This is a genomic window from Streptomyces sp. ADI95-16 (assembly GCF_003721495.1).
GTDB classification, from domain to species: domain Bacteria; phylum Actinomycetota; class Actinomycetes; order Streptomycetales; family Streptomycetaceae; genus Streptomyces; species Streptomyces goshikiensis.
The window spans coordinates 352,198-373,929 of record NZ_CP033582.1 but is presented as its reverse complement, the minus strand read 5'-3'; the positions used below and the strand labels follow the sequence as shown (position 1 = coordinate 373,929).

Genomic DNA, 21,732 nt, shown 5'->3' with positions numbered 1-21,732 from the left:
GTGGTTACGGGTCATGATGACTCTCCTTCATTGTGTGTGATGCCCCGCAAGGCGTTCATTCCCTTGCGGTGAAGCGATATGACCATGATCTAGACCCGCGAGTCAAGTCCCCCTGTCAATATTGTTTGCGAGCGACTCCACAGGGGGCCGAGCAGCCACAACCTCCTCCGCACTCCTGGAGGTTGGAGATCGCCTCACCCACACGAAGGCAACTTGACTAGCTTTATTGACTCAGCCGCTCATTTCGTGTCAATCTCGCTGTGACAAGCACGCGAATGTGAGGGGAATCAGTTGGAACGCCTGTCGGAGAGCCAGCACTCCCTGCTCCTGATCAAGCCGGACGGGGTCTCGCGCCACCTCCAGCCGTACGTCCTCGACACGGTGCGGGAGGCCGGACTGACCGTCCTGTGCCACCACCGGATCCTGCTGGACGAGGACGACATCCGCCGGGCCTTCGCCGACATGCGGCGCAGCGAGAACCCGCTGGAGCACCTCACCCTCGACCTCTGGTACGCGCACCGGCCCATGGAGGTGATCGTCGTCCGCGGGGGCGACGACACCGTGGAGACGGCCGCCGCCGTCAAGCGCAAGGCGCGAGCCGCCTACCGCCTCGGCGTGTGGGCCAACGTGGTCCACACGCCGGACCACTGGGAGGAGTTCGCGCTCCAGCTCTCCGTCTTCGGGCAGCACTGCCCCGACTGCCGGGCCCTGCTGGCCGGCACCGACTTCGGGGACTACGAGGACGTCACCCAGGCCTACCCGCCCGGCATCTCGCTGCCCCCGCGCTGGCGCGACCCCGAGGCGCTGCGCGCGGTCGTCGAGCCGATGTGGCGCGACCCCTCCTCCTGCGTCTGGCGCCCCACCTATCCGCCCCTGTACGAGGCTCCGCGGCGCGCGGACGGGCCGCGCGACCACGTCGTCTGCGTCACCCGCTCGCCCAACCAGCTCTCCTTCGACAACCTGGTCGCCGCCGTGATGGCCGCCCTGCCCGGCATCGACTTCCCGCAGGCCTTCGAGGTGATCTTCACTTCGCTGCACCACGCCGAGTTCCCGCTGGCCGCCGGCACCCTCGCGGAGTGCCGGGGCTACGCGGATTCGCTGTGGGACACCGGCCTGCGCACCGTCATCCGCGCCCTGGACGAGGACTTCCGCTACCCCGCCGGGGACGGACTGCGCGGAGACGAGATGCCCGGGGACGAACTGCCCGGGGACCGGCGGCCGGCCGTCCGGAAGGTGCTCGCGTGACCACCCCCTCCACCCTGACCGGCACCCCGGCCGGCGCCCCCGCCGCTCCCCTGGCGGGCACCCCCCAGCGGCTCGACGCGCTCCTCGAACGGGCCTGCGCGCGCTTCGCGGACCGCGTCGCCCTCGACGACGGGGAGGACGTCCTCGGCTACCGCGACCTCGGCGAGCGGGGCCGCGCCCTCGCCGCCGCCCTGACGTCGGCCGGCCTGCGGCGCGGGGAACCCGTTCTCGTCGCGGTGGACAACCGGTGCGGCGACCTCGTGTGCGAACTCGGCGCCTGGTCCGCCGGGGCGGTCGTGGTCCCGGTACACCGGGACTCCCCCGCGCTGGTGCTGCGCGCCACCGCCGAACGCGTCGGCGCCCGGCTGCTGCTCGGCGACCCCCGCCACCGCCCCGCGGCCTGGGAGGACGCCACCGGCCCGGCCGGCCACCCCTGGATCAACGGGATCGTCCAGGACACCGCCGCCGGCGCTCCCGGCGCTCCCGGCGCTCCCGGCGCTCCCGGCGGCCCGCCGGTCCCGCCGGTCCCGCCGGCCGAACTGGACGCCGAGCAGGCCCTGGTGGTCTTCACCTCCGGCTCCACCGGCCGCCCCAAGGGCGTGGTGCTCTCCCACCGCGCCCTGCACACCAAGCTCCGGGCGATCGCCCGGACGCTGCCGTTCGGCGAGGGCCAGACCGCCCTGCACCTGCTGCACCTCAACTTCAGCTTCGGGCAGTGGACCTCGCTGCTCACCCTCGCGACCGGCGGCACCCTGCTGCTCACCCCGCGCTTCCGGGCCCGCCAGGTGCTGGAGCTCCTCGCGCGGCGGACCGTCGACCGGACCGCCGTCGTCCCCAGCATGCTGCGCCTGATCCGCCGCGAGCTCGACTCCCCGGACGGAACCGCCCTGGCGGCGCGGCTCGCCGCGGCGGGCTCCCCCGGCACCTGGATCTGCGGCGGCGAACCCCTGCCGGCCGGCCTGGGCCGCGGAACGCGGGCCCTGCTGCCGCACGCCGGGATCGCCGACGTCTTCGGGCTGAGCGAGAGCGCCACCTCCGACTTCATCCTCACCCCCGACCGCTACGACGAGGAGGCGGGCACCATCGGGCGCCCCTCCCCCGGCGTGGAGTACCGCATCATGCCTGTGGACGGTGCCCCCGCTGCCGAAGCCGGCGCCGAAGCCGAAACGGGTACGGCCGGTGAACTCTGGCTCCGTACGCCCCATCTGATGACCGGGTACCTCGACGACCCCGCCGCCACCGCCGCCACCATGGCCGGCCGCTGGCTGCGCACCGGCGACCTCGCCCGGCACCGGCCGCTGGACGGCCGGGTGGAACTCGTCGGGCGCGCCAAGCAGCTCATCGTGCGCGGCGGCGCGAAGATCTCCCCACTGGAGGTGGAGGCCGCGTACGCCGATCACCCCGACTGCGCCGCGTGCGTGGCCGTCGGTGTCCCGGACGCGCTGCTGGGCGAGCGCCTGCACCTGCTCTTCGTACCGCGCGCGGGCCGGATGCCCGCCGAGGAGGAGCTGCGGGCCCACGGGCGGCTCCGGCTGGAGGCCCACAAGGTGCCCGAGCGGGTGCACCGCGTCGAGCAGCCCCCGCTGGGACGCACCGGCAAGACCGACCGGGCGGCGGCCGCGCGCCTCGCCGAGGCCGCCGCCGCCGCACCGGGGGGTGCGGCATGACCCTGCTGGGCGTCTCCACCGGTGTGCTGGCCGACCGCACCGATCTGACGGGGCTGCTCGCCTACGAGCCCGAGGTCGTGGAGTTCTACAACTACCCCCGGTCGATGCTCGCCGCGATCGAGCGGTTCTGCGCCCGCCACGGCATCCGGCCCGCGCTGCACACTCCCGTCCCCTACGACGAGCCGCGCCCACTGCGCCGGTTCGCGCCCACCGGCCCCGACCCGGACGAGGCGGCGACCGCGCTGCGGCTGACCGAGGCCACCGTCCGCTGCGCGGCCGACCTCGGCGCGCTCCACGTGGTGGTGCACTTCCCGAGCCCCTACCCGCCCTACCCGCTCGCGGGGTTCGACAGCTGGTGCCGCGACTTCCTCGACGCCGCCTGCGGGCTGGCGCGCGAGCACGGGGTCCCCGTACTGGTGGAGAACCTCTCCGCCCACCCGCTGCTGCACACCGCGGAGCACTACCGCGACGCGCTCGCCGGGCGCCCGGAGCTGGGGCTCTGCCTCGACGTCGGCCATGCGCACCTGCTCGGCCCGGAGCACGGGCCGCTCGGCTACGCCCGCGCCCTGGGCCCGGTCGTGCGCAGCATGCACCTCTACAACACCACGACCGCGCGCTACCCCGAGCACGGCCACGAGCCCGCCCACGCCGGCCAGTCGGCCGCCGACGGCTACCTGCCGCTGGCCGAGGTGCTGCCCGAGCTGCTCGACCTCACCGGCGCCCCCGCCGTCGTCCTGGAGCACCGGCCCCCGGCGCCCGGCGATCCGGAGCCCGAGCAGATCAGCCGGTGGATCCGCGCGCTGATCGGCCCCCGCCGGCCGGGCAGCTCCACACCGGACGGCCCTGGCCTTCGTACACCCGGCGGCCCTGCCGTTCGTACGCCGGGCGGCCCCGGCCCTCGTACACCCGGCGGCCCTGCCGTTCGTACGCCGGGCGAGCCCGCCCGAACCGCGCCCACCGGACCTCCCCGTCCCGCCCACACCTGAGGAGCCCCGATGCCCGACACCACCGCGCTGGAACTACTGCGGCACCTGGCCGCCGCCGACGAGGAACTGCGCCCCGCGCTGCTCAAGCACGTCTCCGAAGTCACCCAGGGCCTGATCGACACCACCGGCCGCGGCATGGACCTCACCGAGGCCGACCTGAGCAACCTCGACCTGCGCCGGGTCGACCTGCGCCGCGCCACCCTCAACCGGGCGCTGCTGCACGGCACCCGCCTCCAGGAGGCCGACCTCTCCGAAGTCAGCATGGTCTGCCCGGGGATGGAACGCACCAACCTCACCGGAGCCAGCCTGCGCTCCGCCTACGTCCACGCCCTGGCCGCCCAGACCTGCGTCTTCGACGGCGCCGACCTGACCGGGCTGCGGGACGCCACCGGCACGCTCTTCCACGGGTGCAGCATGCGCGGCACCCACCTGGACGACGGCCACCTGTCCGGCTCGTCGTTCTACCAGTGCGACCTGTCCGACGCCTCGATGCGCAACATGAACCTCCAGGGCGCGCTGATCAGCGAATGCCTGCTGGACTCCGCCGCCCTGGACGGCTCCTGCGTCGACCAGCTCTCCGTCACCAAGTCCAGCCTCCGCGACACCTCGCTGCGCTCGGTGGCCGGTCACGGTCTGGCCCTCCAGCGGCTCACCGCCGCCGACGGCCTGGTGCTCGCCGACGCGGGGCTGCCGCAGCTGCGGCTCACCGGCATCCAGGCGCACGACTGGCGCGCGGCCGGGCTCAAGGCGCCCGACGCCGACTTCACCGACCTCACCGTCACCGCCGCGGACTTCGGCGGCGCCCAGCTCACCGGTGCCCGCTGGACGCGCTGCACCCTGCCCCAGGTCCGCCTCGGCGGGGCGTCGCTGAGCAACGGCAGCATCGTGGAGAGCAGTCTGCGCGGCGCGGTCCTCACCGCCGCCCGCGGCGAGAACCTCCACATCGTGGAGAGCGACCTGTCCGACGCCGAGATGAGCACCTTCCTCGGCCGCTGCCTCACGGTGCGCGACTCCAGCCTCGCCCGGGCCAACCTCCGCCACGCGAACCTCTACCGCGCCATGATCACCGGTGATCCGCCGCGCGGCATGAGCCTGCGCCGCGCCGTCCTGGACGGTGCCACCCTCGTCCAGGCCTACATCGCCGCCGACCTGCGCGAGGCCGGGCTGGTCGGCGCCAACTGCGCGTACAGCCGGTTCAGCCAGTCCGACCTGTCCGGCGCCCGGCTCGACGGCGCCGGCATGTACCAGTCCACCTGGGTGAAGACCGTCGTCACCGGCGCCTCCCTGACGGGTGTGAAGGCACCGGTGTTCACCGACCGCTGTCCGGGCCTCGCCGAAGCCCTGGAGCGCGACGGCGGACCGGCCGCGACCGAGTTCGCCGCCTTCGTCGAGAACCTCGGCGCCGCGCTGGCGAAGGGCCGCAAGGGGTCGACGTGACCATCGACCAGACCCCCGACGACGGCTCGGCCGGCCGGCGCCGGCTGATCGAGGCCGGAGCGGCGGTCGGGCCGGGCGTGCGCGCCTGGCTCGGCTCCAACGTCCTCATCGGCCGCGACGTGACGATCGGCGCCAATGCCGTGCTGGCCGCGGACACCCTCACGCTGGGCGACGGCGTCACCATCGGCGAGCACTGCGACCTGCGCGCCGGCACCCTCTTCCTGGGTGACGCGACCGAGCTCCAGGCCTCGGTCACCGTGCTCGTCGCCGACGCCTTCGAGGTCGAGGGCGGCGGGCGCATCGAGTCCGGGACGCACGTCACCTGCCGCTCCTTCCAGGCCGACCGGCTGCTCTACCTCGGTCAGGGCACCAGCGTCGGCTACGGCGGCACCACCGCCTCCACCTCGCACGTCGTCCTGGGTGCCCGGGTGGCGATCGGACCGCACAGCATCCTCAACGCCAACCACCCGATCATCCTGGGCGACCAGGTCGGTTCCGGCTCCCACCTGACCATCTGGACCCATGGGTTCCACTTCGGTCACCGGCTCCTGGACGGCTACCCGGCGACCTTCGCGCCCGTGCGCATCGAGCGCAACGTCTGGCTCGCCTACCACGCCACCGTGCTCCCCGGGGTGACCATCGGCGCCGACACCATCGTCGCCGCCGGCAGCGTCGTCAGCCGCGACCTGCCCGCCGGAGTACTGGCGGGCGGCGTGCCCGCCGCCGTCAAACGCACCCTGGAACCACGGCCCCCCAAGGACGAGGAGGCTCACCGGCGCGTGGACGCCCTGCTCGACGAATGGATCGCCGAGCTCCAGTGGAAGGGCCTCAGCGCCGAGCGCACCCCCGACGGCGGCATCGACGTCGAGGGCCGCCACCGCGTGCTGCTGGTCACCGAGGACACCTGCCTCGACGCCGTCCACGCCCACGCCAACGCGGCCCACCGGCGCGGATTCCACCTGCTCGCCGTGGACGACCGCCCCGACCTGCGTCCCTGGACCAGCCGCAGCCGCGCCCTGTTCGAACTGCGCTCCGGGCGGCTCACCGGCGGCCTCGACGAGGTCGGCCACGACCTGCGCGACTTCCTGCGGCGCAACGCCCTGCCCTGCGGCGACCAACTGCCCTTCCGCAGCCTGCCCGTCGAGGGATTCGCCCGGCTGGCCGCGCTCACCTCCAAGCCCACCACCACCGGGAACGGCCGATGACCAGCACCCCCCGCCAGGCGCCCCACACCACCACGCCGCAGCACACGGCCCTGCCCGGGCCGGCCGGCGGCCCGCGCAATCTGGACCTGCGCTACGCCGACCGCCCCGTGGACAGCGAGCACCCGCACTACTTCCCCTTCGTCGTCGACCACGCCGAGCCCTGGCTGCGGGGCCACCCGGACGGGCCGGTGTGCGAAGTGGGCTGCGCGGCCGGAGCGTTCGCCCACTACCTCCTCGGCCGCCACCCCGGCACCGACCTGACCTGCGTGGACCTCCAGCCCACGCTGATCGAGCAGGCCCGGCTGCGGGTGCCCGGCGCCCGCTTCCTGACCGGTGACGTGCTGCGCCCCGACACCCTGCCCGCAGGGCCGTTCACCACCGTGTTCATGGTCGCCCTGCACAGCCACTTCGACGACCCCCAGCAGTGGATCGACGCGCTGCTGCGGCTGACCGCACCCGGTGGGCGCGCCTACGTCTTCGGGCTGTTCAACCCCGAACCGGTGGACGTCGTCATCCGGTTGCGCCATTCGGACAGCGACCCGGAGTGGCTGCCCGGGTGGAACCAGTTCTCCGTGCAGACCGTCAGCCGGCTGCTGGACGCGGCCGGACTGGGGCACGCCTTCCACCGCTACCTGCCCGCCGCACCCCGCGCCCGGCAGTCGCAGGACCCGCTGCGCTCGCACACCGTGCCCGACCCCGACGCCCACCCCGGCGCCACCGCGGACCCGGCGCTGGTCTACCTCAACGGCAGCCAGATGCTCCACCGCTTCGCCCTGCTGGAGATCCACCGGCCGGAGCCCGCAGCGGCCGCCGCCGGTGACCGGTCGTGACAGGGCACCGGCAGCACCCGCCCGGCAGCGGCGGGTGCTGCGGCACGCCTGCCGCGCCTGCCTCGCCTGCCGTTCCCGCCGCGCCCGCCGTCCCCGCGCGGCGCGGCCGCCTCGCCGCGCACGGGCACAACGTCTTCGCCGAGATGTCGGCCCTGGCCGAGCGGTACGACGCCGTCAACCTCGGCCAGGGCTTCCCGGACACCGCGGGCCCCGACTCCGTCGTCGAGGCCGCCGTCCGCGCGCTGCGCGCCGGCCACCACCAGTACCCGCCGGTCCCCGGGCTCCCCGCCCTGCGCCGCGCCATCGCCGACCACCAGCGGCGGCGCTACGGCCTGGACATCGATCCCGACCGGGAGACCGTCGTCACCACCGGTGCCTCCGAGGCGCTCGCCGCCGCGCTGCTCGCGCTGACCTCGCCCGGCGACGAGGTCGTGGCCCTGGAGCCCTTCTACGACTCCTACGCCGCCTGCGCCACCCTGGCCGGCGCCACCCTGGTGCCGGTCCGGCTGCGGGCGCCCGACTTCACCCTGGACACCCGGGACCTGGCCGCCGCGATCACCGGGCGCACCCGGGTCCTGCTGCTCAACACCCCCCACAACCCGACCGGCGCGGTCTTCACCCCCGGGCAGCTCCACGAGGTGGCCGCGCTGGCCCGGGCCCACGACCTCCTGGTCATCTCCGACGAGGTCTACGAGCACCTGGTGTTCGACGGAGTCCACCAGCCCATCGCGGCCCTGCCCGGCATGTTCGAACGCACCGTCACCATCTCCTCCGCCGGCAAGTCCTTCTCCTTCACCGGCTGGAAGGTCGGCTGGGCGAGCGGCCCCGCCGATCTGGTCACCGCCGTCCGCGAGGTCAAGCAGCACCTCTCCTTCGCCGCCGGCACGCCCTTCCAGTACGCCGTGGCCGACGCCCTGCGCCTCCCCGAGGAGTACTTCACCGCCGCCACGGACTCCCTGCGGCGACGCCGGGACCTGATGACCGACGGGCTGCGCGCGCTCGGCTTCGACGTGCGGCCGCCGCAGGGCACGTACTTCATCACCGCCGACATCACCCCCCTCGGCGAGCGGGACGGGATGGACTTCTGCCGTGCGCTGCCCGGCCGCGCCGGCGTCGCCGCCATCCCCCAGCAGGTCTTCTACGCCGACCCGGACGCCGGGCGGCGCTACGTCCGCTTCGCGTTCTGCAAACGCGAGACCGTACTGCACGAGGCGCTGGACCGGCTGAAGGAGGGCCTGGCATGATCCCCGCCCCCGTCCCAGCCCCCGCGCCCGTCCCCCACAACGGGCCGCTCGTCACCGAGGACGACATCGCCGCCGTGACCGAGGCCCTGCGCTCCGGATGGCTCGCCACCGGCCCCCGGACCGCAGCCCTCGAAGCGGCCTTCGCCGAGCGCTTCCACCCCCTGCACGCCTCCGCCGTCTCCTCGGGCACCGCGGGGCTGACGCTGGCGCTGCGCGGCGCCGGGCTCGGGGACAACGGCGCCACCGTCGCCGTCCCCACCTACGGCTGCTCCGCCCTGCTGGACGCCGTACTGGCCGCCGGCTGCACCCCGCTGGTCGTGGACGTCACCGAGCGGACCCTGGGCATCGATCCCGAACGGCTCGACCCGGCGCACCCCCTCGACGCCGTCATCGCCGTACACACCCACGGCCACCCGGCGGATCTGGACGCCCTGCGCCCCAAGACCGCGCTGCTGGTGGAGGACTGCTGCCAGAGCCTCGGCGGCCGCGACGAGCGGGGCCGCCCCCTCGGCGCCATCGGGGACGCCTCGGTGTTCTCCTTCTACGCCACCAAGGTGATCGCCGCCGGTGAGGGCGGGATGCTGCTGCAGCGCGACCCCGCGGCCCGCGAACACGTCCGCGGCTACCAGGACCCGGGCGCCCGCGAGGTCTACGCCCCGCGGTTCAACCACCGCCTCTCCGACCCGGCGGCGGCCCTGGCGCTCAGCCAGTTCCGCCGCCTCGACGGCATCGCCGCGCACCGCCGCGCCGTCGCCGCCCGCTACACCGCGGCCCTGCCGCCGCACGTCGCGCCCCCGCCCGGGCTGGCCCCCGGCCAGGTGCCCTACCGCTACTGCCTGCGGGCCGCCGGCCGCGCCCAGCAGCAGCGGTGGATCGGCCACCTGCGCGCCGCGGGCATCGCGGCCGATCCCCTGATCCCCGCCCGGCACCTGCTGCACCGGCAACTGGGCCTGGAGCCGCGGGAGTACCCGGTGGCCGAACGCGTCGTGGACAGCACCGTCTCGGTACCGCTGTTCGCCGCGCTGACCGAGGAACAGGCCGACCGGGTGGCCGAGGCCCTGACCGGCCTGCCCGACTAGCGAACGAGAAGGACCGACCGTGACGACACCCCTGCGCCCCGCCCCCGAGGAATCCCGGGAGGACCGGGAGGGCTTGGAGGCCCGGGAAGACCGGGAGGCCCGGGAGGCCCGGCGGGCGTTCCTGGCCGGGCGGCTGGCCGCCGTCCGCGAGCGGATCGCCGACGCCGCCCGGGCGGCCGGACGCGACCACACCGGAATCACCCTCATCACCGTCACCAAGACCTGGCCCGCCGAGGACGTCCGCCTGCTGGCCGGGCTCGGCGTCCGCGACGTGGGCGAGAACCAGGACCAGCAGGCGTCCGCGAAGGCAGCGGCCTGCGCCGGGCTCGCGCCGGCCCTGTCCTGGCACTTCATCGGGCAGCTCCAGAGCAACAAGGCTCCCTCGGTGGCCCGTTACGCCGACATGGTGCACTCCGTGGACCGTGCCTCCCTGGTGTCCGCCCTCGGCAAGGCCGCCGAGCGGGCCGAGCGGGAGCTGCGCTGTCTGATCCAGGTGAGCCTGGACGCCGCCGCGGGCCGCGGCGGGGCCCACCCCGACGAGGTGCCCCGGCTCGCCGCGCTCATCGCCGGCCGCCCCGGGCTCACGGTGGCCGGGGTGATGGCGGTGGCCCCGCCGCAGGAGCCGGCCGCCGAGGCGTTCGCCCGGCTGCGGCCGGTCCGGGAACGGCTGCTCGGCGAGCATCCGGGAGCCGTGGTGATGTCGGCCGGCATGAGCGGCGACCTGGAGGCCGCGATCGCCGCGGGTGCGACGCACGTCCGGGTGGGTTCGGCCATCCTCGGCCACCGCCCGCCCGCGCCCCTGCCACACTGAGGCCCCGCCGGGCGCCGGTCCGCCCGCCGATCACCCTGACGTCACGTCAGCACCCCTTGTTACACTGTCAGCTGTTTCGCGTCACCCCATAGGAGCCCCTCCGTGAGTCGTCTGCTGCCCACCGCTCCCTACCGAGGCACCAGGGATTTCCTCCCTGCCGAGATGTCCGTACGGCAGCAGGTGTTCGGCCATCTGTACGAGACGGTGGAGCGTTACGGCTACGGACGGTACGACGGCCCGATCCTGGAGTCCGCGGAGATCTACGAGGCCAAGTCCGGCCAGGAGATCGCGAACCAGCAGCTGTACTCCCTCACCGACCGGGGCGGCCGCCGGATCGCGCTGCGCCCGGAGATGACCCCCTCGGTCGCCCGTATGATCGCCGCCAACGCCGGCAGCCTCCAGTTCCCGGTGCGCTGGTACAGCCACGTCAACTGCCACCGCTACGAGCGTCCGCAGCGCGGCCGCACCCGTGAGCACTGGCAGCTCAACGTGGACATCTTCGGGTCCGACAGCCCGAACTGCGAGATCGAGATCTTCGACCTCATCCACGACGTGATGGGCTCGCTCGGCGCGACCCGCGACATGTGGGTGCTGCGGGTGGGCGACCGGGCCATCCTCAACAGCATCCTGCGCGACGTGGTGAAGGTGCCGGAGAGCGCGCACCAGCAGACCATGGCGCTCATCGACCGGTGGGAGAAGGTGCCGGCCGAGAAGCTGCGCGAGGACGCCGCGGAGTTCGGCGTCGACGGCCGGATGTTCGACCTCCTGGAGTCCACCCTGCGCTCCGGGGCCGAGGTGCTGCCCGACCTCCCCGACGAGGTCCGGGAAGCCTCCCCGCTGGCCCAGGTGATGAAGAGCGAGGCCAAGGACCTCTTCGTCTTCGACCCCTTCATCGTGCGCGGCCTCCAGTACTACACCTCCACCGTCTTCGAGGTGTTCGACCTCTCCCCGGAGAACAACCGCTCGCTCTTCGGCGGCGGCCGCTACGGCGACCTGGCCGGCCTCTTCACCAACCAGCGCATCCCCGGCATCGGCTTCGGCATGGGCGATGTCACCCTGCACGACTTCCTCGACACTCACGGCCTGCTGCCCGAGGCCAAGAACGAGGTCGACGTCGCCGTGATCCCCGTCGACGACGAGCTGGTCCCGGCCTCCCGCGAGGTCGCCCGCAAGCTCCGGCAGGCGGGGATCCGCACCTCGACCACCCTGGAGCCGCGCAAGCTGGGCAAGGAGCTCTCCCGCGCCGACCGCAGCGGCGCCGGCTTCGCGCTCATCGTCGGCCGCGACGAGTGGCAGCGCCAGGCCGTGGTCCTGCGGGACCTCAAGGGCGCCGCGCAGCACGAGATCGCGCTGGCCGATGTGGTCGCCCACCTCACGGAGCGCCTGGCGCCCGCGGGAGCCTGACCCCCGGCGTACGCGCGGGCCCCGCCCGGGGTCCGCGCGCGGGCGCCGTAGCGCTCCCCGCCGCTCCGTCCTACTCGGCCGTCTTCCAGAGGGTCAGGGTCATGACGTGGTCGGGCATGCGGCCGCTGGCCCCCTTGGCCGGGACCCGCACGTCGGTGATCCGGAGCATCGCCAGGTTGTGCTCGCTGGTGACCGTGCACAGCACCGTGCCCCTGGCCAGGAACGTGCCCTCGTTCAGCTCCCGTGACAGGACCGAGGACGGCAGCGTGTCGGTGTCCACCCCGGTACGGCACTGCTCGGGCGTGGTGCCGGCGCTCCTGCCCAGGGGGACCACGAAGCGCAGACCGGCGTCCGACCAGTCCTGGTAGGTGAATTCGACCCCCGTGGTCTTGCCGATCTCGCCGCTGGGGCTGATCTTCGGCGCGTCCAGGTCCACGTGGGTCCCGGTGTTGAAGGCCGGGGCGCGCAGGGTCAGCGGCTTGTCCTGGAAGACGAGCGTGTAGGCCGCCGCCGGCTTGGGCGTCGGGGAGGCCGGTGCGGGTGAGGAGCCGGAGCCAGGGCCGGAGCCGGCAGCGCCGCCGGCGGCGGTGTCCTTGCCGTTCGTACGGCTCTCACCGCTCCCTTCCGCGTTCCCGTCCGGGCTCACGGCCGCCCAGGTCACGACCGCGGTGAGCGCCATGGCGGCCACGGCGGCGGCCGCGAGCGGCACGGGACGGGAGCGCCCGGCGGCCCGGGAGGCGGGCGGAGCCGTCGGCGGCGATACGAACGGCGGCGGGGCGGCGGGCCGCGGCGGGGCCGTCACGGTGGGCTGCCCGGCGGGAGGGACCGGACCCGCCTGCGCTGGGGCGTCCGGCCGGGTGGGCGTGGGCCGGGGGGCCGGTGGGGGCACGGGCTTCGCGGCGGCGGCCTCCCGGTGGGCGATCCGCGCCATGAGCGGTGCGGGCAGCCAGCCCTCGAACGCGCGCAGCGGCCGGCCCGCGGCCCGCTCGGACAGCCGCGCGAGTTCCCCGGGGGTGATGCGGGCCGCCGGGTCGGCGGTGAGGCACCGTTCCAGCAACAGCCGCAGCGGCGCCGGGTATCCGCCGAGGTCGGGGGGGCATCCGCTCGGTGTTGGCGATGCGTACGCCGAGGGCGGTCGCGCCGCCGTCGCCGTAGGGGTGCCGTCCGGTCGCCGCGACGGCCGCGTTCAGGCCCAGCGAGAACAGGTCGGTGGCCCCGGTGACGGCCTCGCCCAGCGCGTGCTCGGGCGACATGTACTGCGGGGTCCCGATGACCGCGCCGCTGCGGGTGAGCTGGGTGACGTCGGCCGCGCGGGCGATGCCGAAGTCGATGACGTACGGCCCGGTCGAGCCGAGCAGGATGTTGGCGGGCTTCAGGTCGCGGTGGACGACGTCCGCCGCGTGGATGGAGCCGAGCGCCCGGGCCGCGCCAGCGGCCGGTAGCCGGCCGTCTCACGGGGATCGAGGGGGTCGAGCGGGGTCAGTACGCCGTCGGTCGCGTTCGTCACGGGAGCCGAGCCCATGTCATGTGACGGCACGTCAAAATAGCCCGGCACCAAGCCCCGTGCGGTCGTGACCAGCCCACTTCGCCACCGCGGCGGACGGCGCGTGCGTGCGAACTCTCAGCGTTGCGGCGGGTAGCGCACGCCGGTCAGCTCCTGCGAGTACGCCCACAGCCACTCGGCCGTGGCGGCGTCCTCGATGGCGCGCTCCCGATCGCGGAGGGTCGGCTCGCCCCGGAGCTGGAAGGACCCGTCGGGTACGACGTAGCTGCCGCCCGGGAGGCCGGGGACGGTCGCGGCGTACAGGGAGGTCTTCGCGCCCTCCGGTGTGGGGCGGAAGGCGAGGCGTACGAGCGCGCGCGAGAGCGTCCGGTACGTGCGGCCCCTGGCGAGGTTGGCGCCGCCGGTGAGCACGTTGGAGCGGGTCAGGCCCGGCGCGACGGCCATGCTGCGCAGTCCGAGTCCGGCCGCGTCGGCCCGGCGCTGGAGTTCCACGGCGAAGTAGAGGTTGGCCCGCTTGGACTGCAGGTAGGCGGAGCCCGCCCGGTAGCGGCGTTCGGCGTTGAGGTTGGCCCGGTCGAAGCGGGCGAACCGCTGGCCCTCGCTGCTGACGGTGACCACGCGCGGGTCGGCGGCGGCCAGCAGCGGGGGCATGAGCAGGCCGGTGAGGGCGAACGTGCCGAGGTGGTTGGTGCCGAACTGCGATTCGAAGCCGTCGGCGGTCCGGGCGAACGGCACCATCGCGACGCCGGCGTTGTTGACCAGGAGGTCGAGCCGGTCGTGGTTCCAGCCTCCGGCGAAGCGGCGCACGGATCCCAGGTCGGCCAGGTCGAGCGACCGCAGCTCGGCCCGGGCGCCGGGCACCTCGGCCCGCAGCCGCTCCAGGGCGGCCCCGCCGCGGGCGGGGCTGCGGCACGCCAGGACGACGTGCGCGCCGTGGCGGGCGAGTTCACGGGCGGTGACGTAGCCGATGCCGCTGTTGGCACCGGTGACGACGGCCAGCCGCCCCGACTGGTCGGGGAGGGAAGGCGCTGCGATCACCATGGAGACCTCGTTCCTTAGGGCTAAGGGGGTGCGGGGGTACGGGGTGGAGGACCGGACCTCAATGCAACTGTCAGTTGCGATACGCTGAGCAGCATGCCGCACGGCCCCACCTAACGCAACAAGGAGTTGCAATGCAGTCTGCTGAGACACCCCCGCAACGCACCCGCGCGGTCGGGCGGGGCGACAAGATGCGCGCCGCCGTGCTGGCGGCGACCCTCACCGAGCTGACCCGGGGCGGTTACGCGGGACTGACCGTCGAAGGCGTCGCCCAGCGGGCAGGGGTGCACAAGACGACGATCTACCGGAACTGGAAGGACTCCGACAGCCTCGTCGCGGACGCGCTGACCGGGCACTTCGCCACGGAGGTCCCGATCCCCGACACGGGGGCGGTCGAGAGCGACCTGCGCGAGCTGGCTCGTGCCCTGGTCACTTCGATGACCTCGGAGGCGGGCCGGGCCCTCCTCTCCACCGCCCTCGCGGAAGCCGGCCGCACCCCGAAGCTGGCCGCGGTCAAGGAGGCGGTCTTCGACGACCGGTTCCGGCGGGCGCGGATCGTCGTCACCCGGGCCGTGGACCGCGGCGAACTCCCCGCCGGCACCGACCCGACCGAACTCCTCAAGACGCTCGTGGCGCCGATCTACTTCCGGCTCGTGTTCACCGGCGACCCCGTCGACAGCTCCACCGCGGACCAGGCCGTCGGCGTGGCGCTGGCCGCCGCGCACGCCCGCGCACTGCCGCCCGGACGCGCTTGAGTCTCCCGTGGGGGGAGACGCGAGACTGCGGGCATGGACAGCGAAACGCTCTATTCCATCGGGGAGTTGTCCCGGCGGTCGGGACTGCCGGTGAAGACGATCCGGTTCTACTCCGACCTGGGCATCGTCCCGCCGACCGACCGCAGCCCGGCGGGCTACCGGCTCTACGGCCTCGACGCGCTCGCCCGCCTCGATCTGGCCCGCACCCTGCGCGAGCTCGGACTCGACCTGGCGACCGTCCGCAAGGTGCCGCAGGTCGTGGACGCGCACGCCGACGCCCTGGACGCCCAGATCCAGACCCTGCGCCTGCGCCGGCCGTCCTCCGCACCATCACGGGGCACGGCCCCGCACACCTGGAGACGGACCTCGTACACCGCCTCACCACGCTCACCCGCACCGAACACCACCGGCTCGTGACCGACTTCGCCTTCGACGCCTTCGACGGCCTGCGCACCAACCCCGAATTCGCGGCCCTGCTGCGGTCCGTCCCGCCCGAGCTCCCGGACGATCCGACGCCCGAGCAGGTCGACGCCTGGGTGGAGCTCGCGGAACTCTGCCGGAGCGCGGACTTCCGTACGGCGGTCCGGCGGACGGCCGACGCCCAGGCGGAGGAACTCGCGCGGTGCGAGGCCGGCGCGCTCCAGGACGCTCTCGACCGAGCGGTGCGCGAGCGCCTCGACGAGGCCGTGGCCGCCGGCCTGCTGCCGGTCTCCGCCGCCGGCCCGTCCCCGGCGGCCACACCAGCCGATCTCCACGCCCACGCGTTCGAGCGCGCCGGGCAGAGCGACGTGCGCCGCTGGCTCCTCGCCCGCCTGCGGGCCGGCGACGACCCGCTCGTGGAGCGCTACTGGCTGCTCCTGGCCACGGTCAACGGCTGGCCCGCGTCATCCACGCTCGCCCCCGTCCACCCCTGGTTCACGGCGCTGGCGGCATGAGGAGGCGCGACCTGCCGTTCGGCCCGTACGCGTACGACTTCCTGACGTCGCAGTGGGCGGTGGAACACCCGGGGCAGAGCAGCGGCGCACGACAGCCAACCAACCTGCGCGTCCGCCTCCGGTGTTCCCTGCGGACACGGCGAACCCTGCGCAAGGCGGTGCCCAAGGCACTGCGCCCGCCGGGGACGCCCCCCGGGCGACTAGCGGCGGACGCGGCCGGCGAGCCAGGGCGTGAGCATGGTGCCCGCGATGAGCTCCTTGTACGTCTCGTCGCCGGGCAGGGGGACGACGAGCCAGTGCCCCGGCGGAAAGAACCGCCCCTTCACGAAGGCCAGTCCGCTGTAGAGGGACGTCAGGAACGCCGGAACCGCGTCCCGTGGCACGTCCTGGAACTCCACCCCGTCCACGGTGATCTTCGCGTCGTCCTCGGGGAAGACCCGCACGCTGACCGCAGGGCTGCCGCCCAGCTCCACGAACGCCTCGTGCGGCAGCGACCCGTCGGGATCGACGGCGGTGAACAGGGCCGCGGAAGTCCTCCGCGACGTCTGATCGGCGCCGATGTCCTCGCTGACGGCCACGGCCCGCCGGTACTCGGCCGCGACGGCCCGTATCGCGACGACGGCCGACTCGGTCGTCGGCAGGGAAGGATGCGTCATGATCTAAATAATGCCCCACCAAGCCCCTTGCGAAGCACCGCGAGCGCCGTCCACCGCGTACAGGCCCACTGTCAAAGACATCCGCACCCGGCTCAACCAACTCCGCACCACCTGCCAGTGCTGCGTCCGCCGCATCGACGCCAGGCACGACCAGCCCCACTGACGCTGACCTGCATCCGCTCCGTCCGCGAGGAGGAGATCCCTCGCAACGTCCGCTCACCCCGCGCACCGCCAGCGAAGCCCGCCAGTTCCTCACCACCATCCGAAGCCACCGCCTGCACACGCTGTACGAACTCGCCCTCCACACCGGACTCCGCAAGGGCGAACTTCTCGGCCTTCAATGGGTAGACGTCGGCGTTTTATCGACCCCTCCCCGGATAGGACTTCATCGTAATCATGGAGAGGACCGGGGTGGAGTCTGCGAACACATAGCAGGCATACGCGGGCCAACTTGCCGTGCACTGATTGCTGTTGCGAAAAACCACCAGCGGCCCCAACGGAAACGAATCCACCGGGGCCGCCGAGTACCTACCTACACGCTAACCAGTCGCAGGTGACAAATATCTGCACTGGGTGCCATTTGATTTATATCTCCCGTTTCCTTGCCGAGTCGAGCCGCCGCCACCTCGGGATTCCAGAGCTGAATCCTGACACCCTCTTCAGCAGCTCGATAGAAGCGAAAGAAGCCGACTGGCGGCAGCTGCCACTCCGCGGTCTGCATCCCGCGCAAGAATCTCGACGACTTGCCTGTGCGCTAGCACCGCATCCTTCGCCGTCACCTCCCAGGCGACCTTTTCTTCGAACGCTGAACGATATCTCGGATCGGACGCAGCCGAGGCATCTTCCCACTGCGTTGCCTCGTAAATCGAGGTGATCAATTCAATCACCTCGACTCGGCACTGCGCCTCGGGGTGACCTGCCAGTTCCACAAGGAATGGAACGGTGACCGGCGTTACCTCAGACACTACGAAACCGAGCGCACAGACCCTATCCGACAATTCATCTACAGCCGCACACGCAGCTGGCCCATCGGCCCACGCTACCCGTGAAAGCAAAGCGGGAATTCCACCTGCCGAGCCAGTTGCGTCCGACAGATCAGCCCAGCGCACTGCAGCCAACCGCTTAAGAAGCCTACCCACTACGGCGCCCCATTTTCCGGGTATAGGTCAGCGATTCGGAGCCTGGCCATGACGAATTGACACGACCCACAAGCCGGAAGGAGGTCTCTGTATCGCGGGTGATCGAATGGCTTACGGAGGACCGCCAGGCTACTACTCCCTCGCACTAGGTCGCCGGCTTCCATCGCCTGCGGCATTCCCAAGCGTCAAATCGTACGGAACTTCGCCAGTGGCCTCCATACCGTACCGATGCGACCTGGTTACGAAATATTTCAGGCGAGCGGGCTAAGCCTTTCCGGCGCAACTCCCTTAACGAGATGCTCCGAGGCTGCATCCCCTACGCCGCGCCTTAGCGCCCAAGCACCAAGGAGATAGATGGCACCCTCTTCATCGATCGCCAGGAAGAATTCCCCTTGACCCATTTCCCCCAAGGGGAAGAATTTGCGACCGAACAATTCAGAAAGCTCTGCAAACTTTTCCCCCTCTCCGATGGCGAGCTCCGGATCGAACTCGAACGGCTCCCTCGCGCACGTGATTCCAGGGCCGCTGATGTCTACTCGGACTCCACCAAACTCTTGAAGGAACTCCTCCGCTGCGGCATGCCAGGTGAACTCTGACAGTTACGCCTTCCATCGATCGAGGTCAACCCTGCGATCCGGTACCCAGCCGGCGAGCCGAAGGGCACCCTCTACTTCTTGGGAGAATCGAGGCATCTACGGCGCCATCCTGGAGTCGATATCGAAGTGCTCGACTAGAACCTGGCAACTCTCGCACGGCCCGATGAGCTTTTTGAAGTTCTTGTTCGTTCTGATGCGTCCCAGGGTGGCCGCGGCGGTGGCTCCAGTCGGATCGAGTCCAGCGTCCAAGCTTCCGTCAGACACTGAACCAAACCACAGCCTCCATGATTATTCCCGCGCGCAGCGGTCGGGATGGAATCGAGGATTCCCTGGATAGCGGGATGTACTCGTCGGATAACTGCCCCTCCGTCGCTATGGGCCACGATGGGGGCATGTCCGGGAACCTGCAAAGCTTCCATTACTTGCGGACGCTGAGAGCCTCCAAGGTCCGCAACCGCCTCTGCTTCCGCATGGACTGCGTCAACAACACCACAATTATGAACGAGTACCGGAGTGGCCCCAGCCAGCACATAGTACGTGTGCTGGCGGCCCCTCCTCTAGCTGCTTTTATGCAGGTGGGGAGGGGTTTTGGGGTCCGCCGGAGTCCGTGGTTGTGCGCCTGAATCCGTAGTTGTTGCCGTCGCTACTGCCGTCAGGAGCGGAGTGTCTCGGGTGGGGCGGGGATTCGGTCGCCGCGTGATTCGGCGATCCGGAGTGCGTCGGTCAGGGCTTCGGTCAGCCAGCAGGCGAGCCACCGGTACTCGACGGCCGAGAGCATTTTGGCTCCGGGAACCACGACTCCTCGGGCGTACTTCAGGAGTTCCTCGCCCATGTCGAGTTGTACTTCTTCGATGCTGTCGGCGAGTGAGGAGAGGTAGCCCCTGCCGTCGGTGCTGAGGTAGCAGGGGTTCCCGTCTTGAGTGGTCCGTGGCAGTAAGCGAGGGCCGGTCGCGCCTGCTGCCGCGTCGTGGAGGTCTCTGCGCCGCATGCGGTCCGCGTCGGTCCTGGATGTGCTCATCGTGCACCCCCACCTGGGTAGCCGAATGGAATACGGCGACCGTAGGGGCCCACTGTCCGTCACTCCATCGATGAGACATGCCAGTTGGCGACGGAGGGTGCCGGAAGTATCGCGTTGCGTGGTAGCTAACCGACGACGCCCAGGTAGTCGGCCATCTCTCGCATCTCCGTCGTGAGGGTGCGCTTGCGCTTGCCCAGGATCTCCTGCGTGGTCTCGGCGGCCATGTTCTGGTGCCGCATCCACTCCGGGGCCGCCGACCGGGCACGGGTCAGCTCATCCATCGCGGCCGATAGGTCCCCGGTCCGTGTGTGGGCGCGCGCCACGTCGAGGGTGAAGCGGTTCCCGTCGTTCGTGCTGGGCCTGCCCAAGCGCTTCCACGCCTTGGGCGACAACTCTTCCTGCTCGCCCGCCTTACGCACTACGGCGCAGGCGTCTCCTACGACCATGGAGTCTTCGAGGGCCTTCATCGCCACTGTGACCGGCCCGAAGACGGACCAATGCCGGGAGACGTTGCGGTGGGACATGCCAACGGCGGCTGCCGCCACGCGGGCTGCCTTCCGGTATTCCTTGGCCGCATCAGGGCGGTTGTTGCGGGCGGCCGCGGCTGCGGCCTCCATGGCCAGACCACCCCACACCGCGTAGTGGTCCGGCTCGGCCCCGGTGATCTTCGGCTCCACCACGTCCATGCTCTCGGTGGCGATCCGCTCCGCCTCGTCCAGCCGGCCCTGCCGCACCAGCAGCCAGCACATACCGCCGACGCCCGAGCCTGCCGCAAGCATGTCCCCGGCCTGCCGGGCATCCGTGATCGCACCGGCCAGGGCGGTGTAGGCGATGTCGTACTGCCGGACCTGGGTCAGGTAAGTGCCGGCCAGCCGCAGCGCCTCAGCTCGGGCCAGCAGGGCTTGCTGATGCTCGTCTCCGCTGCCGTAGTAGGCAACGGCCCTCGCGGCATCGCGCAGCAGATCTGGCAGTTGAGCCGCGACGCTCTTGTAGCTGTCCGAGGAATACAGGACCCGCGCGTCTCCCACCATCCGGCTGAAGGCGCGCAGATTCGGTTCCTCGCCCCCCACTTCGGCGTCCTGGTCCACGAGACCGACAGCCGGAGTGAGTACGGCGCGAAGCTGGATCAGGTTGACCCGGTTCGGCTCCTCTGTACGGCCCACGGGTTCGGGGGCATCGGATGCCATCAGCGCGCCGGTGGTCACCCTCAGCGCGCGAGCGAGGGCGTGAAGGGTTTCCATACGGACCGTTCCGCCCTGCTCGACCTTGCGGATGGTCCCCGGCGAGACGCCTGCGGCGTGGGCCAGTTCCTCCTGGCTCATCCCGGCCCGACGCCGGTACTTACGGACGTTGTCCGCCAGTTCCGTAATCATCAGCTGACCACCTCCAGCGCCACGGTACGCCGGTCCGACGAGTCAACCGAGGGCTATCCGGCAGATACCCGCCCGAAGCGGTGACCCATCATCGCGCTCCGTGCCGGTGGATGGCCGAAGTGGTGCAGGGCCGGACCCCCGCCAGGATCGGGGCCTGAGCGGGAGGGGTCCCTCGTCGGTCGGGTAGCTGCGCCGTACCAGGGTTCCCCGGGGGCCGCCAAGGCTCACTGGGTGACGCTTGCGCTTGGCCTTGGCGGCCCCCGGGGGTTCCTGGTACGCCTCCGGTGGCCGGGCGGCGAGGGACCCCTCCCGCGACCCCGACCACCCATCACTACGACGGAGCCGCACAAACACTCGGCCTCCTCCCCCCTCGGAGAGAGGCCGGGGCCTGGGGCAGAGCCCCAGAACAATCCACGCTGGCGGCTGTTGCGCGCCCGGACCGGCGGGGCGGCCGGCAAGCGGGGGCGGAGACAGGAGCGGGCGGCGGCCCCGAGGGGCCGGAGCGCGCGCGGACCGCGCCAGCGGGCCGCCTTGATCAAGTAAAGAAACTCTGAACAGCTCTCCTATACAGCCAGGCAACTGCGACGAGCCAGCACTTCGTGCAGTACCCATCCGCTGACGTTGCCGTCAACTACTGCCGTCAGACAGCCGATCACACGTCCGGGGCCCGGCCGGGGATGGGCCCGGCGGGGCCTCTCACATGCCGCGCAAAGATGCTCAGCTCACCTTCATGAAATATGGCGGAAGCCCGGCACACCCACAGTGAGGCGACCACCTATTTCCAGCGTGGGTGAATAGAGGCGGCGACAG

At 72.0% G+C, this 21,732-nt stretch carries 19 protein-coding genes and 3 pseudogenes; 13 read left to right on the top strand and 9 right to left on the bottom strand.

The window, feature by feature from the left end; translation table 11 throughout:
- Positions 1-291 precede the first annotated feature (291 nt).
- From EES41_RS42220 to hisS, 10 genes are all read left to right on the top strand, one after another.
- Positions 292-1,245, top strand: a complete 954-nt coding sequence (locus EES41_RS42220; RefSeq protein WP_174261875.1) for a nucleoside-diphosphate kinase — start codon at positions 292-294, stop codon at positions 1,243-1,245.
- A complete protein-coding gene (locus EES41_RS38570) occupies positions 1,242-2,912 on the top strand; it encodes a class I adenylate-forming enzyme family protein (RefSeq protein ID WP_164496197.1) in 1,671 nt (556 codons plus the stop codon). Before EES41_RS42220 ends, EES41_RS38570 begins: the two co-directional genes overlap by 4 nt.
- Positions 2,909-3,898, top strand: coding sequence for a sugar phosphate isomerase/epimerase (locus tag EES41_RS38565; protein WP_123083188.1), 990 nt, complete (start codon positions 2,909-2,911; stop codon positions 3,896-3,898). The genes EES41_RS38570 and EES41_RS38565 overlap by 4 nt, the downstream gene beginning before the upstream one ends.
- 9 nt (positions 3,899-3,907) lie before the next feature.
- The gene (locus tag EES41_RS38560; RefSeq protein WP_123083187.1) at positions 3,908-5,335 is read left to right on the top strand and encodes a pentapeptide repeat-containing protein; all 1,428 of its coding nucleotides are present in this window, start codon (positions 3,908-3,910) and stop codon (positions 5,333-5,335) included.
- On the top strand, positions 5,332-6,540 hold the full coding sequence (locus tag EES41_RS38555) for a DapH/DapD/GlmU-related protein (protein WP_164496196.1): 1,209 nt from the start codon (positions 5,332-5,334) through the stop codon (positions 6,538-6,540). Before EES41_RS38560 ends, EES41_RS38555 begins: the two co-directional genes overlap by 4 nt.
- Positions 6,537-7,370 carry a trans-aconitate 2-methyltransferase gene (locus EES41_RS38550; protein WP_164496195.1) on the top strand — a complete coding sequence of 278 codons (834 nt, stop codon included), beginning with the start codon at positions 6,537-6,539 and terminating at the stop codon, positions 7,368-7,370. Before EES41_RS38555 ends, EES41_RS38550 begins: the two co-directional genes overlap by 4 nt.
- A complete protein-coding gene (locus tag EES41_RS38545; protein WP_302186199.1) occupies positions 7,367-8,614 on the top strand; it encodes a pyridoxal phosphate-dependent aminotransferase in 1,248 nt (415 codons plus the stop codon). The genes EES41_RS38550 and EES41_RS38545 overlap by 4 nt, the downstream gene beginning before the upstream one ends.
- A complete protein-coding gene (locus tag EES41_RS38540) occupies positions 8,611-9,693 on the top strand; it encodes a DegT/DnrJ/EryC1/StrS aminotransferase family protein (protein WP_123083186.1) in 1,083 nt (360 codons plus the stop codon). The genes EES41_RS38545 and EES41_RS38540 overlap by 4 nt, the downstream gene beginning before the upstream one ends.
- Before the next feature lie 121 nt (positions 9,694-9,814).
- The gene (locus tag EES41_RS38535) at positions 9,815-10,504 is read left to right on the top strand and encodes a YggS family pyridoxal phosphate-dependent enzyme (protein WP_123083417.1); all 690 of its coding nucleotides are present in this window, start codon (positions 9,815-9,817) and stop codon (positions 10,502-10,504) included.
- A gap of 102 nt (positions 10,505-10,606) precedes the next feature.
- Positions 10,607-11,908: a histidine--tRNA ligase gene (gene hisS, locus EES41_RS38530; protein WP_123083185.1), complete on the top strand. Its 1,302-nt coding sequence runs from the start codon at positions 10,607-10,609 to the stop codon at positions 11,906-11,908.
- Positions 11,909-11,978: 70 nt separating this feature from the next.
- Here hisS and EES41_RS41930 read toward each other — a convergent pair whose 3' ends face one another.
- The 4 genes and pseudogenes from EES41_RS41930 to EES41_RS38515 form a co-directional block, all read right to left on the bottom strand.
- Complete coding sequence (locus EES41_RS41930) at positions 11,979-12,965, bottom strand: hypothetical protein (RefSeq protein WP_164496194.1); 987 nt, start codon at positions 12,963-12,965, stop codon at positions 11,979-11,981.
- A 91-nt stretch (positions 12,966-13,056) separates the two neighbouring features.
- Positions 13,057-13,284: pseudogene (locus EES41_RS44310) on the bottom strand (serine/threonine protein kinase); the annotation flags it as partial.
- Positions 13,281-13,415: a hypothetical protein gene (locus EES41_RS43980; protein ID WP_302186198.1), complete on the bottom strand. Its 135-nt coding sequence runs from the start codon at positions 13,413-13,415 to the stop codon at positions 13,281-13,283. The gene EES41_RS43980 and the pseudogene EES41_RS44310, both read right to left, overlap by 4 nt.
- Positions 13,416-13,529: 114 nt before the next feature.
- Positions 13,530-14,453 carry an oxidoreductase gene (locus EES41_RS38515; protein WP_123083183.1) on the bottom strand — a complete coding sequence of 308 codons (924 nt, stop codon included), beginning with the start codon at positions 14,451-14,453 and terminating at the stop codon, positions 13,530-13,532.
- Positions 14,454-14,641: 188 nt separating this feature from the next.
- Between EES41_RS38515 and EES41_RS38510 the strand changes: the two genes are divergently transcribed.
- Together EES41_RS38510 and EES41_RS38505 are read left to right on the top strand one after the other, a co-directional pair.
- Entirely contained in the window at positions 14,642-15,205 is a 564-nt protein-coding gene (locus EES41_RS38510; protein WP_123083416.1) for a TetR/AcrR family transcriptional regulator, read from the top strand.
- Positions 15,206-15,238: 33 nt separating this feature from the next.
- Positions 15,239-16,140, top strand: a pseudogene (locus EES41_RS38505) (MerR family transcriptional regulator).
- Positions 16,141-16,340: 200 nt separating this feature from the next.
- Here the strand turns inward: EES41_RS38505 and EES41_RS38495 are convergent.
- Positions 16,341-16,796, bottom strand: coding sequence for a hypothetical protein (locus EES41_RS38495; protein WP_123083182.1), 456 nt, complete (start codon positions 16,794-16,796; stop codon positions 16,341-16,343).
- Positions 16,797-16,863: 67 nt separating this feature from the next.
- Between EES41_RS38495 and EES41_RS43535 the strand changes: the two are divergent.
- Positions 16,864-17,155, top strand: a pseudogene (locus tag EES41_RS43535) (site-specific integrase); the annotation flags it as partial.
- A gap of 300 nt (positions 17,156-17,455) precedes the next feature.
- Here the strand turns inward: EES41_RS43535 and EES41_RS41920 are convergent.
- The 4 genes from EES41_RS41920 to EES41_RS38475 form a co-directional block, all read right to left on the bottom strand.
- A complete protein-coding gene (locus EES41_RS41920; RefSeq protein ID WP_164496193.1) occupies positions 17,456-17,761 on the bottom strand; it encodes a hypothetical protein in 306 nt (101 codons plus the stop codon).
- A gap of 425 nt (positions 17,762-18,186) precedes the next feature.
- Entirely contained in the window at positions 18,187-18,534 is a 348-nt protein-coding gene (locus EES41_RS44305) for an SUKH-3 domain-containing protein (RefSeq protein ID WP_123083181.1), read from the bottom strand.
- Positions 18,535-19,183: 649 nt separating this feature from the next.
- On the bottom strand, positions 19,184-19,549 hold the full coding sequence (locus tag EES41_RS38480; protein ID WP_123083180.1) for a hypothetical protein: 366 nt from the start codon (positions 19,547-19,549) through the stop codon (positions 19,184-19,186).
- 125 nt (positions 19,550-19,674) lie between these two features.
- Positions 19,675-20,922: a helix-turn-helix domain-containing protein gene (locus tag EES41_RS38475; RefSeq protein WP_123083179.1), complete on the bottom strand. Its 1,248-nt coding sequence runs from the start codon at positions 20,920-20,922 to the stop codon at positions 19,675-19,677.
- Positions 20,923-21,732: the final 810 nt, after the last annotated feature.

Coding starts and splice junctions, on each gene's coding strand:
- EES41_RS38480 (WP_123083180.1), bottom strand. CDS start 19,549: ATGAGCACATCCAGGACCGACGCGGACCGCATGCGGCGCAGAGACCTC.
- EES41_RS38560 (WP_123083187.1), top strand. CDS start 3,908: ATGCCCGACACCACCGCGCTGGAACTACTGCGGCACCTGGCCGCCGCC.
- EES41_RS38565 (WP_123083188.1), top strand. CDS start 2,909: ATGACCCTGCTGGGCGTCTCCACCGGTGTGCTGGCCGACCGCACCGAT.
- EES41_RS38550 (WP_164496195.1), top strand. CDS start 6,537: ATGACCAGCACCCCCCGCCAGGCGCCCCACACCACCACGCCGCAGCAC.
- EES41_RS38540 (WP_123083186.1), top strand. CDS start 8,611: ATGATCCCCGCCCCCGTCCCAGCCCCCGCGCCCGTCCCCCACAACGGG.
- EES41_RS38495 (WP_123083182.1), bottom strand. CDS start 16,796: ATGACGCATCCTTCCCTGCCGACGACCGAGTCGGCCGTCGTCGCGATA.
- EES41_RS38515 (WP_123083183.1), bottom strand. CDS start 14,453: ATGGTGATCGCAGCGCCTTCCCTCCCCGACCAGTCGGGGCGGCTGGCC.
- EES41_RS38475 (WP_123083179.1), bottom strand. CDS start 20,922: ATGATTACGGAACTGGCGGACAACGTCCGTAAGTACCGGCGTCGGGCC.
- EES41_RS38510 (WP_123083416.1), top strand. CDS start 14,642: ATGCGCGCCGCCGTGCTGGCGGCGACCCTCACCGAGCTGACCCGGGGC.